The 13,297-nt window shown below is 70.8% G+C and carries 12 protein-coding genes; 3 read left to right on the top strand and 9 right to left on the bottom strand.

Going from position 1 to position 13,297, the window contains the following annotated elements; genetic code table 11:
* Positions 1-10: 10 nt before the first annotated feature.
* The 3 genes from PYR72_RS33370 to PYR72_RS33360 form a co-directional block, all read right to left on the bottom strand.
* The gene (locus PYR72_RS33370; RefSeq protein WP_275458737.1) at positions 11-1,204 is read right to left on the bottom strand and encodes a GDSL-type esterase/lipase family protein; all 1,194 of its coding nucleotides are present in this window, start codon (positions 1,202-1,204) and stop codon (positions 11-13) included.
* Positions 1,205-1,270: 66 nt separating this feature from the next.
* A complete protein-coding gene (locus PYR72_RS33365) occupies positions 1,271-1,849 on the bottom strand; it encodes a TetR-like C-terminal domain-containing protein (RefSeq protein WP_041669844.1) in 579 nt (192 codons plus the stop codon).
* A gap of 129 nt (positions 1,850-1,978) precedes the next feature.
* Positions 1,979-3,043 carry a serine/threonine-protein kinase gene (locus PYR72_RS33360; protein ID WP_275458736.1) on the bottom strand — a complete coding sequence of 355 codons (1,065 nt, stop codon included), beginning with the start codon at positions 3,041-3,043 and terminating at the stop codon, positions 1,979-1,981.
* A gap of 147 nt (positions 3,044-3,190) precedes the next feature.
* Here PYR72_RS33360 and PYR72_RS33355 point away from each other — a divergent pair, with 147 nt between their 5' ends.
* On the top strand, positions 3,191-4,351 hold the full coding sequence (locus PYR72_RS33355; RefSeq protein WP_275458735.1) for a serine hydrolase domain-containing protein: 1,161 nt from the start codon (positions 3,191-3,193) through the stop codon (positions 4,349-4,351).
* 122 nt (positions 4,352-4,473) lie between these two features.
* On the opposite strand, the gene PYR72_RS33350 is transcribed toward PYR72_RS33355, so the two are convergent.
* Positions 4,474-5,496 carry an NADP-dependent oxidoreductase gene (locus tag PYR72_RS33350; protein WP_037725171.1) on the bottom strand — a complete coding sequence of 341 codons (1,023 nt, stop codon included), beginning with the start codon at positions 5,494-5,496 and terminating at the stop codon, positions 4,474-4,476.
* A gap of 126 nt (positions 5,497-5,622) precedes the next feature.
* Between PYR72_RS33350 and PYR72_RS33345 the strand changes: the two genes are divergently transcribed.
* Both PYR72_RS33345 and PYR72_RS33340 read left to right on the top strand, forming a co-directional pair.
* Complete coding sequence (locus PYR72_RS33345) at positions 5,623-6,060, top strand: MarR family transcriptional regulator (protein WP_059082354.1); 438 nt, start codon at positions 5,623-5,625, stop codon at positions 6,058-6,060.
* 41 nt (positions 6,061-6,101) lie between these two features.
* A complete protein-coding gene (locus tag PYR72_RS33340) occupies positions 6,102-6,551 on the top strand; it encodes a GNAT family N-acetyltransferase (RefSeq protein ID WP_275458734.1) in 450 nt (149 codons plus the stop codon).
* Positions 6,552-6,631: 80 nt separating this feature from the next.
* Here PYR72_RS33340 and yjfF read toward each other — a convergent pair whose 3' ends face one another.
* The 5 genes from yjfF to PYR72_RS33315 form a co-directional block, all read right to left on the bottom strand.
* Complete coding sequence (gene yjfF, locus PYR72_RS33335) at positions 6,632-7,663, bottom strand: galactofuranose ABC transporter, permease protein YjfF (protein WP_275458733.1); 1,032 nt, start codon at positions 7,661-7,663, stop codon at positions 6,632-6,634.
* Complete coding sequence (locus PYR72_RS33330) at positions 7,663-8,793, bottom strand: ABC transporter permease (protein WP_059082351.1); 1,131 nt, start codon at positions 8,791-8,793, stop codon at positions 7,663-7,665. The genes yjfF and PYR72_RS33330 overlap by 1 nt, the downstream gene beginning before the upstream one ends.
* Before the next feature lie 11 nt (positions 8,794-8,804).
* Positions 8,805-10,337, bottom strand: a complete 1,533-nt coding sequence (locus PYR72_RS33325) for a sugar ABC transporter ATP-binding protein (protein WP_275458732.1) — start codon at positions 10,335-10,337, stop codon at positions 8,805-8,807.
* Between the two features lie 407 nt (positions 10,338-10,744).
* The gene (locus tag PYR72_RS33320) at positions 10,745-11,755 is read right to left on the bottom strand and encodes a substrate-binding domain-containing protein (RefSeq protein ID WP_275458731.1); all 1,011 of its coding nucleotides are present in this window, start codon (positions 11,753-11,755) and stop codon (positions 10,745-10,747) included.
* A gap of 140 nt (positions 11,756-11,895) precedes the next feature.
* The gene (locus PYR72_RS33315) at positions 11,896-12,942 is read right to left on the bottom strand and encodes a LacI family DNA-binding transcriptional regulator (protein ID WP_275458730.1); all 1,047 of its coding nucleotides are present in this window, start codon (positions 12,940-12,942) and stop codon (positions 11,896-11,898) included.
* Positions 12,943-13,297: the final 355 nt, after the last annotated feature.

Here is a 13,297-nt window from a genome sequence, read left to right as displayed (position 1 = left end):
CCCCCGGTGCTCAGGGGGCGAAGGCGCCCTCCTCCCCGAAGGCCAGCTTCGCGAAGCGTTCGCCGATGAGGCGGTGGGTCTCGGCGTCCGGGTGCAGGTCGTCCGGGAGCGGGAGGGCCGCGGTGTCGGGCTCGCCGTACAGGGTGAGGCCGTCGAGGTGGTGCAGGTGCGGGTCCTCGGGGGCGCGCCGGGCCACGATCGCCGCCAGTTCCTCGCGGACCACCTTCAGGGTGAGCCGGCCGGGGGTGGGGTCGTCCGGGTCGCCCATGGCACGGAAGCGGAGCCGGCCCTCGGCGAGGTCGGTGAAGTCGGGGGCGCTGGGGCCGGGGGTGTCCTCGTGGATGGGGCAGAGGATCGGGGAGACCACGAGGAGGGGCGTGGTGGGGTGGCCGTCGCGGATCGTGTCGAGGAAGCCGTGCACGGCGGGGGTGAAGGCGCGCAGCCGCATCACGTCGTGGTTCACCAGGTTGATGCCGATCTTGACGCTGATCAGGTCGGCGGGGGTGTCCCGGATGGCGCGGGCGGTGAAGGGGTCGAGGAGGGCGCTGCCGCCGAGGCCCAGGTTGACGAGTTCGACGCCGGCGAGGCCGGCGGCGTGGGCGGGCCAGATCTCGGTGGGGCCGGCGGCGTCGGAGCCGTGGCTGATCGAGCTGCCGTGGTGCAGCCAGACCCGGCGGCCCCGGTCCGGGACGGGCTCGACGGGGGCGTCGGTGCGCAGGGCGAGAAGCTCGGTGGTCTCGTTGTGCGGGAGCCAGATCTCGATGGTCTTGAGGCCCTCGGGGAGGTCCGTGAAGCGCACGGTACCGGGCGGGCCGGGCCGGTGCTCGGTCCGGCCGGTGGTCATGTCGAGGGTGATGGTGTTGCCGTCGGGCACGCTCGCGCGGGCGGTCAGCCGGCCGTCGACGAGGAGGTCGTACAGGCCGTCCGGGCGGGGCGGGGCGCCCACGTAGGCCCGCTTGGTGCGCAGGGCGTCCAGTTCGACGGCGGTGGCGCGGGTGCGCAGGACGAGGCGTACGCCGGAGGGCTGGGACTCGACGACGGCCAGCTGCGGGTCGGTGCACTGGGCGCGGGCCCGGGCCGGCAGCCGGTGGGGCAGCACCCCGCGCTCGGTGCGCTCCAGCTCCAGGGCGCCGCGCAGGAGGTCGGAGGTGAGGGGGGTGGTGATCCAGCGGGGGCCGGTGGGGTTCTCGGGGTTCGTGGGCATGACCTGACCTGACGATCGGTGGGGTGGGGGGTCCGGCGGTGCGTGCCGTGGGGGCCGCGTGCCGGCTCAACCGGGGGGCGGGACCGGCCAGTTGCGCAGCAGGGCGTCGAGGGCGTCGAGGATCCGCTCCCAGCTCTCCTGCGAGTCGGGGGCGCTGTGGCTGAAGCCGCCGGCCGACTCCAGGCTGACGTACCCGTGGAAGACACTGCCGAGGAGCCGGACGGCATGGGTCTGGTCCGGTTCGGTGAGGTCGTAGCCGCGCAGGATGGCCCGCGTCATCTGCGCGTGCCTGCCGCCCGCGCTGGCCGCGGCGGCCTCCGGGTCCAGCCTCAGCCGGGTCGCCTCGTAGCGGCCCGGGTGTGCGCGGGCGTAGTCGCGGTACACGTTCCCCAGCGCCGCCAGCGCGTCCTTCCCGGCCCGCCCGGCGAGCGCGGCGGCGCCCCGGTCGGCCAGCTCCTCCAGGGCGAGCAGGGCGATCCGGGCCTTGAGGTCCTGGGAGTTGCGCACATGGGAGTACAGACTCGCGACCTTCACATCGAACCGCCGGGCAAGCTCGGACACGGTCACCTCCCCGAACCCGATCTCATCGGCCAACTCCGCGCCTGCCAGCGCCAGCCGCTCCGGGGTGAGCCCCACGCGTGCCATGACCGTCCTTGACCGTCCTTCACTCGACAGGGTCGACGGGTGCCGACCGGGTGGATCGCCGGGTGGGTGGATCACCGGGTCAGTGGATTATGCAATTGCCTAAAGTCTTTAGGCAAGAGTCAACGACTCTTAGGTAAGGTCCAGGCACCGGGCAAGCTCCTCCACGGGGTACGGGGTGCTGCTCTCGGCCTCCAGGCGACGGAAGAAGTCCGCCATCACGGTGGCGAGCGGCGCGTACCGGGCGATCGCCGCCGCGGCGGCGTCCGGGATCCCGGTGGGGCGTTCCCCCTTGGCGTACGCGCGTGTCCGCTCCTCCCGTTCCTCCCGGTCGAGGTCGTACAGGTCCTTGAGCAGCCAGTTGACCAGGTAACTCAGGGAGTAGCAGCGGTCGTAGTGGTGATGACGGTCGAAGAAGGCGCGCTCCTGCGGTGTGAGGTCGAAGCGTGCGGAGAGGGCGAGGCCGAAGTCGGCGAAGTAGAGGCGGTGACCGTCGGTCAGGATGTTCTGGAAATGCGCGTCGAAGTGGAGCAGACCCTGACTGTTCATGAACGCGATGCCGGCGGCCAGTTCCCGCTCCACCAGGGCACAGGCCCAGTCGGCGGCCGCGGCGCCGGCCGTCGTCTGTGCACCCAGCCATGCGTGGAGGGTGCGCGGGATGTACTCCAGGAACAGCGTGACGCTCGCCGTGGAGCTTCCGCGGGCCTCGATGCGCTCGCGTACGCCCGGGGCGCCGCCCCAGTGGGCGACGGCCCGTTCGACGTCGGCCAGTTCCTCGGGAAGGGGCGGGGAGTCCGGCAGCACCCGCCAGTGGTGCATGAGCGGGAAGCCGTCGTACTCCCCCGCGAGCACCCAGTTCGTCGTCATCGTGTGGACGGCGAGTTCGCGCCAGGCGCCGAAGCCGGGGCTGCCGACGGCGCCGACGCCGTACTGGCACCAGGGCGGAAGCCCGAAGAGGTTCGCCGTGGAGTGGACGTTCTCCGGGCGTCGTTCGAGGTCCGTGAGGGGCACCCGCTTCACGAAGACCTGAAGCCCGTCGAGCTCCAGCAGTGCCGATGTGCCGCCGATACCGGAGCCGCCCGGGGCGGCCTTGTCGAGGAGCCTGCTCAGGGAGCGGTCGCTGTGCCGGGCGAGCGCGGCGGCGACCGTGTGGTGGGAGGTCAGGCGTGCCTCGCGGGAGATGCCGGGAGAGTTCATCCGCGATGCGTAGCATCTCGGCGGACTCCGGCGCACCGTTCCCGCCCCTCCCCCATGGCAGCCCAGGCCCCCGGGGGGAATGCGCGCAGGTGGGGCGGGTGTTGGGGAGCGGGTGGGGGAAGGGTCGTGTCGAGGAGAGGGTTGGGTATGGGTGAGGGGACTCGGGCGGTCGGTGTCCAGGGGTCGGTCGCCGGTGGTTTCGAGGCGGTGCGTGAGGCGTTCGCCTTGTTCGTGGCCGGTGAACGGGACGACTACGAGGGGCAGTTGACCGCCTATGTGCACGGGCGGCGGGTCGTGGACCTGTGGGCGGGCCCCGGTGGTGACACCCTGCACGGAGTGTTCTCCTCGACCAAGGGGGCCGCGCATCTCGTCGTCGCGCTCCTCGTCCAGGACGGTGTGCTGGAGCTGGACCGGGAAGTCGCCCACTACTGGCCGGAGTTCGCGGCCGAGGGCAAGGGGGCGGTGACCCTGCGGGAGCTGCTGGCGCACCGCGCGGGGCTCGTCGGCACCGATGCCGGGTTCACCCTGGAGGAGCTGGCGGACGACCGGGTGATCGCCGAGCGCCTCGCCGTCCAGCGCCCGTTCTGGCGGCCGGGCGCGGCCTTCGGGTACCACGCGCTCGTGATCGGCGCGCTCACCGGAGAGGTCGTACGGCGGGCGACGGGGCGCACGCTGCAGGAGGTGTACGAGGAGCGGGTCCGGGCCCCGTACGGGCTCGATCTGTTCCTGGGGCTGCCCGCCGAGCACGAGCCCCGGTTCCGGAGCGTGCTGCCGATGACGCCGACGCCCGCGCAGCAGGCCGAGCTGGACGCCGTCCCGCAGGGGCCGCACACGCTGACGTCGATCGCGTTCAACTCCCAGGTGCCGGAGCCGGGCGAGCTGACGGACTTCCCCAACGCGCGGATCGTGCGGGCGAACGGGCAGGCGTCGGCGGGCGGGATCGGCTCGGCGCGCGGGCTCGCCGGGATGTACGCGGCGGCCATCAGCACGGTGGACGGCCGTCCGCCGCTGCTGAAGCCCGACACGGTCGCGGAGATCGGCCAGGTCCACTCCTTCGGTCACGACCTCGTCGCCCGTGCCCCGAAGGCGTTCGGGCTCGGCTTCCAGGCCACCGCCGAGCTGGTCCACCCCTTCCTCGGCGCGGGCACCTTCGGCCACAGCGGCGCCGGCGGCTCCCAGGCGTTCGCCGACCCCCGCAGCGGTCTCGCCTACGGCTACACCCGCCGCCGTATGGCGTTCCCCGGCGGGGCGGCGCCGGAGAACGCGGGGTTCGTCCGGGCCGTGCACACGGCGGCGCTGGCGCTCTGAGCGCCGCGAGCAGGGCCCGGGTCCGGCCCCGCACACGAGAACGGAGTCCGCACCCCACGTCCAGGGGTACGGACTCCGTCATGTGCAACGAACGTGAGCGGGCGTTCGTCACGGGGAGGGGCTCAGAGCTTGACGATCATCTTGCCGGTGTTGTCGCCGCGCAGGACGCCGAGGAACGCCTCCAGGTTGTTCTCGATGCCCTCGACGACGGTCTCGCGGTACTTGAGCGCGCCCGAGGCGACCCAGGGGCCGACCTCCTGGACGAACTGCGGCTGGAAGTCGTAGTGGTCGCCGACGAGGACGCCCTCGACGCGCAGACGGTTCTGCAGGATCTTGACCATGTTGCGCGGGCCCGGGGTCGGCTCGGTCGAGTTGTACTGGGAGATCATGCCGCAGATCACGGCCCGGCCGCGCAGGTTGAGCGCGCCGATCGCGGCCTCCAGGTGCTCGCCGCCGACGTTGTCGAAGTAGACGTCGATACCGTCGGGGGCCGCCTCCTTGAGCTGCTCCCACACGGGGCCGTTCTTGTAGTTGAAGGCCGCGTCGAAGCCGTACTCCTCCACGAGCAGCTTGACCTTCTCGTCGGAGCCGGCCGAGCCGATGACGCGGGAGGCGCCCTTGAGCTTGGCGATCTGGCCGACCTGGCTGCCGACCGCCCCGGCGGCGCCGGAGACGAAGACCGCGTCGCCCTCCTTGAAGGCGCCGACCCGCAGCAGGCCCGCGTAGGCGGTGAGGCCGGTCATGCCGAGGACGCCGAGGTAGGTGGAGAGCGGCGCGGCGTCCGGGTCGACCTTCACGGCCTGCTTGGCGTCGATCGTGGCGTACTCGCGCCAGCCGCCGAAGTGCAGCACGTGGTCACCGGCGGCGATGCCGTCCGCCGCCGAGGCGACGACCTCGCCGACGGCGCCGCCCTGCATGACCTTGCCCAGCTCGAACGGGGCGACGTACGACTTCGCGTCGCTCATCCGTCCGCGCATGTACGGGTCCACGGAGAGGTACTTGTTCCGTACGAGGACCTCACCCGCGCCGGGCTGCCGGATCTCCGCCTCGACCAGGGCGAAGTCCTCGTCCTTGGGCCAGCCGACGGGGCGGCTCAGCAGGTGCCATTCGCGGCTGGTGGCGGGGAGGGCGGGGGTGTCGGACATGGGGGTGGGCCTTCCTGCGGGTGCGTGGTGCGAACGGTGGCACATACCGTGCGGTTACTTCAGTGCCTGAAACAACCATGCTCCTGAATATTTCATGTTGTCAAGTAAAGGGGTAACCTCGACGCCATGCCCACGCAGAAGACGACCCCCCGCATCGACCCCCTGACCATGGAGGTCGTCGAACTCATCGGCACGGTGGTGGCCCGCTACCACGAGGAGTACGAGGACGCCGCCGCCGAGCACACGCTCACCGGCGCGCAGGCACGTCTCCTCGGCCTCCTTTCCCTGGAACCGCTCCCCATGCGCCGCCTCGCCCAGAAACTCCGCTGCGAGCCCTCGAACGTGACCGGCATCGTGGACCGGCTGGAGAGCCGGGGCCTGGTGGAACGCCGCCCCGACCCCGGGGACCGCCGCGTGAAGCTGGCGGCGGCCACGGCCGAGGGCCGCCGGGTGGCCGGCAGCCTGCGGGACTCCCTGGACTTCGCCCGGGAGCCGCTGGCGGGACTGAGCGCGGCCGAGCGGGAGGTGCTGCGCGATCTGCTGCGGCGGATGGTCGAGGCGTAGGACCGGCCCCCATCGCGCACCGGCCCGCTATGGTGTAATGCATGACGAGCCAGAATGACCCTTACGACCTCAGCGTGGGCGTGCCCTCGGTCGAGGTCTTCCGCCGTCTGCGTACCGATGCGGGCCTGTCCGACAAGGCCCCCGAGGCGGTCGCGCTCGCCCTGCCCCGCACCTGGCACGGGGTGATCCTCCGGCACGAGGGGCGCCCCATCGGCATGGGGCGGGTCGTCGGGGACGGCGGTACGGCGTTCCAGATCGTCGACATCTGTGTGCACCCCGCCCACCAGGGCCGCGGCCTCGGCCGGCGCATCATGGCCGCGCTCACGGAGGAACTGGAGCGCCGGGCGCCCGCCACCGCGTACGTCTCCCTGATCGCGGACGGCCCGGCCCGCTTCCTCTACGAGAAGTTCGGCTTCGCCGACACCGCCGCGCACGGCTCGATCGGCATGTACCGGGTGATGGACGGGGGTCCGCAGGGCCACGGTACGTAGGCGACCGGGAACGACAGAAACGACAGCAGGGGACGCCCGCCCGTCGCCGGGCGGGCGTCCCCTTGGGCTCGGGTGACGCGTCAGGTCTTCTTGCGTGCCGTCATCGCCCGCTGGATCAGGATGAACGCGCACAGCAGCACACCCGTGGCGATCTTCGTCCACCAGGAGCTGAGGGTGCCCTCGAACTGGATGATGCTCTTGATGAGGCCCAGCACGAGGACGCCGAACAGGGTGCCGATGACATAGCCGGAGCCGCCGGTGAGCAGCGTGCCGCCGATGACGACCGCGGCGATCGCGTCCAGTTCCATGCCGGTGGCGTGCAGCGGGTCGCCGGACTGGATGTAGAGGGTGAAGAGCAGGCCCGCCAGCGCCGAGCAGAAGCCCGACACCGTGTAGACGGCGATCTTGGTGCCGCCCTGCGGGAGGCCCATCAGCATCGCGGACTGCTCGTTGCCGCCGATGGCGTACACCCGCCGGCCGAAGCGGCTGTAGTGGAGGATGTAGAAGGCCGCCGCCAGCACCACCAGCGCGACGATCGCGCCGATGGAGAGGAAGCCGAAGCCCAGCTGCGCCTGTGCCTGCGCCAGGCTGCTGACCGTCTCGTCGCCGATGGCGATGGACTCCTTGCTGATGACCAGGCACAGGCCCCGGAAGAGGAAGAGGCCGGCGAGGGTCACGATGAAGGGCTGGATCTCGAAGTTCTGGATCACGTAGCCCATCAGGAAGCCGCCGAGCGCTCCCACGGCCAGGGCCAGCGGGACGACCAGCAGGATCGGCAGACCCTGGCGTTCCACCAGCCAGGCCGTGAACATCGTGGTGAAGCCGATGACCGAGCCGACGGACAGGTCGATGCCGCCGGAGAGGATCACGAAGGTCGCGCCGACGGCGGCCACCAGCAGGTAGCCGTTGTCGATGAACAGGTTGAGGAAGACCTGCGGTTCGCCGAAGCCGTAGTTCTGGTAGCGGCTCAGCCCCGTGATGTACATCGCGAGGAAGAGCACGGCGGTCACCAGGACGGGCAGCCGCCGGTCGGCGAGGAGCGCCGAGACCTTGGACGTCGCCGGCGCGGCGAGGGTGTCCTGGGGCGGCGGGGTCTTGGTGGTCGCGGTCATCACGACACCTCCATCTTCGGGGCCGCGTCGGCGGGCGCGGTGGCGGTCTTCGCCGGGGCCGCGGGCGACGTGCCGCCGCCGGTCGCGCCGGGCTTGGAGCCGAACCGGGCGCCGAAGACCTTCGCACGGAACTTCGGGGACTGGAGCAGACAGACGACGATGACGACGGCCGCCTTGAAGACCAGGTTGGTCTGGGTGGGGACGCCGATCGTGTAGATCGTCGTGGTGAGGGTCTGGATGACCAGGGCGCCGACGACCGTGCCGCCGATGGAGAACCGGCCGCCCAGCAGCGAGGTGCCGCCGATCACCACGGCGAGGATCGCGTCCAGCTCGATCCACAGGCCGGCGTTGTTGCCGTCGGCCGCCGAGGTGTTGGAGCTGATCATCAGGCCCGCGATGCCCGCGCACAGGGCGCAGAAGACGTAGACCATGATCTTGATGCGCATGGACCGGATGCCGACCAGACGGCTGGCCTCGGCGTTGCCGCCGACCGACTCGACGAGGAGGCCGAGGGCGGTCCTGCGGGTCAGGGCCACCGTGATGGCGACGACCGCCGCGACGACGAAGATGGAGAAGGGCAGCGTCAGCCAGTAGCCGCCGCCGATCAGCTTGTACGGCTCGCTGTTGATGGTGATGATCTGGCCGTCGGTGATCAGCTGGGCGACGCCCCGGCCGGCGACCATGATGATGAGGGTCGCGATGATGGGCTGGATGCCCATCCGGGCCACCAGGAAGCCGTTCCACAGTCCGCAGACCACGGCGGCCACCAGGCCGATGCCCATGGCCAGGAAGACCGCCGACAGCGTGTTCTGGTCGGCCTGGTCACTGATGTACGAGCAGGTCAGGGCGCCGGTGATGGCGACGACCGCGCCCACGGAGAGGTCGATGCCGCCGGTGGCGATGACCAGGGTCATGCCGACCGCGACCAGGATCAGGGGCGAGCCGAAGAGCACGATCGAGACGAGGCTGCCGTACAGGTGCCCGTCCGTCATCCTGATCGAGAAGAAGTCGGGGGTGAAGGGGACGTTGATGAGCAGCAGCGCCACCAGGACCGCGACGGGCCAGAACAGGTGGTGGTGCGTCAGCGCCCGCCAGCGGGATGCCGTGCCGGTCGTGGCCGTCGTCGCCACGGGTGGGGTGCTCAACTGTCTTCTCCGCTCGCGATGGTCTCCAGGATCCGGCTGGTGGTGATCTCCGGTCCGTTGGTGAGCTTCGCCACCAGCTTGCGGTCGCGCAGCACGCCGATGGTGTGGCTGAGGCGGAGGACCTCCTCCAGCTCGGCCGCGATGTAGAGCACGGACATCCCGTCCTCGGAGAGGGACACCACGAGCTTCTGGATCTCGGCCTTGGCTCCGACGTCGATGCCGCGGGTGGGCTCGTCGAGGATCAGCAGCTTCGGCTGGGTGATCAGCCAGCGGGCGAGCAGCACCTTCTGCTGGTTGCCGCCGCTGAGCTGGCCGACGCGGGCCTCCGGGTTGGCGGGCCGAATGTCGAGGGCCTTGATGTACTTGGCGACGAGTTCGTCGCGCTGGGCGGCCGGGATGGGCCGGGTCCAGCCGCGGGACGCCTGGAGGGCCAGGATGATGTTCTCCCGGACCGTCAGGTCGGGGACCAGGCCCTCGGTCTTGCGGTTCTCCGAGCAGAACGCGACCCCGGCGCCGATGGCGTCGTTCGGGGCGTGCATCGGGACCTGCCGGCCGCCCACGGTGACCTTGCCGCTGTCGGGCTGGTCGGCGCCGAAGAGCAGCCGGGCGAGTTCGGTGCGGCCGGAGCCGAGCAGTCCGGCGAGGCCCACGACCTCGCCCTTCTTGATGTCCAGGTCGAAGGGGGCGATCCCGCCCGTGCGGCCGAGGCCCTCGGCGTGCAGCAGGGTCTCGCCGACGTCGGCGTGCAGCTGCTGCTCGTGCAGTTCCTCCAGCTGGTCCAGGTCCTTGCCGATCATCAGCTGGATCAGGCCGACCTGGTCGAGTTCGCTGACCATGTGCTCGCCAACGAGGGTGCCGTTGCGCAGGACGGTCATGCGGTCGCAGATCTCGTAGATCTGGTCGAGGAAGTGCGAGACGAAGAGGATCGCGACGCCGTCGTCCTTCAACCGCCGCATCAGCCGGAAGAGTTCGAGGACCTCGTCGCGGTCGAGGCTGGACGTCGGCTCGTCGAGGACGAGGACTTTGGTGCCCTTCCCCTCCTCGCCGCCGGTGCTCACCGACCGGACGATCGCGACCAGTTGCTGCACGGCCAGCGGGTAGGAGGACAGCGGGGCCGTCACGTCGATGTCGAGGCCGAGCCGGTCGACCAGCTCCGCGGCCTCCTGCCGCAGGCGCTTCCACTGGATACGGCCGAAGCGGGTGGGCTCGCGGCCGATGAAGATGTTCTCCGCCACCGAGAGGTTGGGGCAGAGGTTGACCTCCTGGTAGACGGTGTTGATGCCGGCCTGCTGTGCCTGCAGCGGGCTGGCGAACCGCACGGACTCCCCGTCGAGGGTGATCGTTCCGCCGTCCAGGGAGTAGACCCCGGTGAGCACCTTGATGAGGGTGGACTTGCCGGCGCCGTTCTCGCCCATGAGCGCGTGGATCTCGCCGGGGAAGAGCCGGAAGTCGACGCCCGACAGAGCCCGTACCCCCGGGAATTCTTTGACTATGCCCGTCATCTCCAGGACGGGCCGCGGCTCTGCCATAAGTCTCCTAGCGAGGACCACCGGGGATGTCCGGTGGGGGAATTCACTTACGTGGGCTGTGGTGCGTTCGTCCCGGCCCGCGCGGGGCCGGTCGGGGCCGGACCCGCGCACCGCGGGTCCCGAGCCCTCGCACGGGGCGCGGTCGTCGCCGCGCCCCTCGTGCGATCGCGTCGCCGCAGGCCCTAGGGCCCTTCTGACGGATCTCCGTGGGAGAAGGAGCGGCGTTCGGTGCGTGCTCTCGGCGTGCCGGGCGGAAGACCTCGTACTGGACGTACTTGGGCTTTCGCCCGGTGCGGCGAGAGGGCGTGCCGGGCGTCGCGACGCCGCGGAGAACCGTCAGAAGGGCCCTGAGGGGCCCGGCCGACCGTGATCCCGGTCGGCCGGAGGCTCCCTGCCGGTGGTTGCGGTCAGTACTTGCGGGTGGGGAGGGCGTCCTTGGCCTGGTCCTGCATGAAGTCGCTCTCCTTGGTCTTGATCCAGCGATCGACCTTCTCGCCGTTCTTGACCTTCTCCACGACCTCCATCAGCTGAGGGCCGAGCAGCGGGTTGCACTCCACGATGGCGTTGATCTTGCCCTCGGACATGGCGATGAAGCCGTCCTTCACGCCGTCGACCGTGACGATCAGGATGTCCTTGCCGGGCTTCTTGCCGGCCGCCTCGATGGCCTGGATGGCGCCGATGCCCATGTCGTCGTTGTGCGCGAACAGCACGTCGATGTCCGGGTTGGACTGCAGGAAGGCCGCCATGACCTGCTTGCCGCCGGCGCGGGTGAACTCACCGGTCTGGCTGACGACGATCTCCCAGTCGTCCTTGTGCTCGGCGTCCATGACCTCCTTGAAGCCCTTGGCGCGCTCGATCGCGGGGGCGGCACCGGTGGTGCCCTCCAGCTGGGCGATCTTCACCTTGCCCTTGTGGCCGGCCTTCTCCAGGACCTTCTCCAGGATCTTGGCGGCGCGGCGGCCCTCGTCGGTGAAGTCGGAGCCGACCAGGGTGACGAACAGGGACTCGTCGGAGGTCTCGACGGAGCGGTCGGTGAGGACGACCGGGATCTTCTTGGCCTTGGCCTCCTTGAGCACCGCGTCCCAGCCGGTGACGACCACCGGGGAGAAGGCGATGACGTCCACGCCCTGGGTGATGTAGCTGCGGATCGCGGAGATCTGGTTCTCCTGCTTCTGCTGCGCGTCGGAGAACTTGAGGTCGTAACCCGCCTCCTTGGCCGCGGACTTCACCGAGTCCGTGTTGGCGCTGCGCCAGCCGCTCTCCGAGCCGACCTGGGAGAAGCCGAGGGTGATCTTCTTGCTGCCGCCACCGCCGTTGCCCGAGTCCCCGGAGGAGCTGTCCTCCTTGGCGCAGGCCGTCAGACCCGTCGCGGCCACCACGCCGACCGCCGCGGTGAGGAAGTTACGTCTGTTGAGCATGTCTTCTCCTTTGAAGAGCCGGCCCGGGAAGGACCGTTGGTACTCGTGGTGGACCGGCCGCACTGCGTCCAACCTGTCGATCATTGTTCGAAATGTCGGCCACACCGATGGATGAAAAGCGTTCGGTTGTTCGGTGCCCGTCAGCCGGGCGGGGGGCCCGCCGAGGGCAGGTACGGGAAGGTGCTGGCCCGGACGACGAGCTGCGGTTCGATGGCGATCCTGGACGGTCCGGCGGGGGGCCGGCCCTCGATCAGGTCGAGCAGCAGGGCGATGCTGCGCCGGCCCACCGTCGTGAAGTCCTGCCGGACGGTGGTCAGGGGCGGGGCGAAGAACTCCGACTCCGGGATGTCGTCGAAGCCGACCACCGCCACGTCCTGGGGCGTGCGTACGCCCGCCTCCCGCAGCGCGCGCAACACCCCCAGGGCCATCTGGTCGTTGGCGACGAAGACGGCGGTCAGACCGCGGCCCACCCAGCCGGCCAGTTCCTGGCCCGCCCGGTAGCCCGACAGCGGGCTCCAGTCCCCGCGCAACGGCTGCGGCGGTTCGACGCCCGCCTCTTCGAGGGTGGCCCGCCAGCCGGCGGTCCGGTCCGCCGACTCCTGCCAGTCCTCGGGCCCGGCGAGGTGCCAGACCTTGCGGTGCCCCGCGGCGAGCAGATGGCCGGTGGCCAGCCGCGCGCCCAGTTCCTGGTCCACGTTGACGCTGGGGACCTCGGAGCCGGAGCCGGTGCCCACGGCCACCACCGGGAAGGGCAGCCGCAGTCCGGCGAGGGCCGCGACCGCCGACCGCTGCGGGGCCAGAGCGATCACTCCGTCCACGCCGCCGTCGCTGAGGCGGTCGACCGCCTCGGAGAGCGTCTCCACGGTCAGTTCGCGAAGACTGACCGTCGAGACGAGGTACCCCTCGGCCCGAGCCGCCTCCTCCAGCGCGAACAGCGTGCTGGCGGGGCCGTAGAGCGTGGTGTTGGAGGCAACCACGCCCAGGGTCTGGGTGCGCCGGGTCACCAGGGCCCGTGCGGAGGAGTTGCGACGGTAGCCCATCTCCTCGATCGCGCGCTGCACCCTCGTGCGGGTCTCGTCCCGGACGTTGGGGTGGTCCCCCAGCACCCGGGAGACGGTCTGGTGGGAGACGCCTGCCTGGCGCGCCACGTCGGCCATGGTGGGCGGCCGGAGCTGCGAGTGGGTCACGGCCGCACCTCCTCGGCGGTCGACGGTGGACAGGCTCTGTGCTGCGGGTGGTTCCGTACTGCGGGTAAGTCCGGTGGCGGCGACGGTTCCCGCGCCGTGGACGGGCCCTGTGCGGCGGGCGGATGGTTCCGCGCCGTCGGCTTCACCTCCGGGTCCCTGAAAAACCCGGGTCGGCCGCCGGTGAGGCGAGTGGGGACGGTGCCGGCAAGACGGTCGTACCTCCTCGGATGCCCTGGGGCGTCGACTGGTGAATGCGGACGTCATTGTGAGCGCTAACAATTCATGGCGGTCAAGAGGGATGCGCCGGGGAAGTCGTCACGGTTGAATAACGCGGCCGTCGCGGGGAGTTGGGCAC

This window comes from Streptomyces sp. VNUA24, from assembly GCF_029167005.1.
GTDB lineage: Bacteria > Actinomycetota > Actinomycetes > Streptomycetales > Streptomycetaceae > Streptomyces > Streptomyces scabiei.
This window is presented reverse-complemented; position numbering and strand designations above follow the sequence as displayed.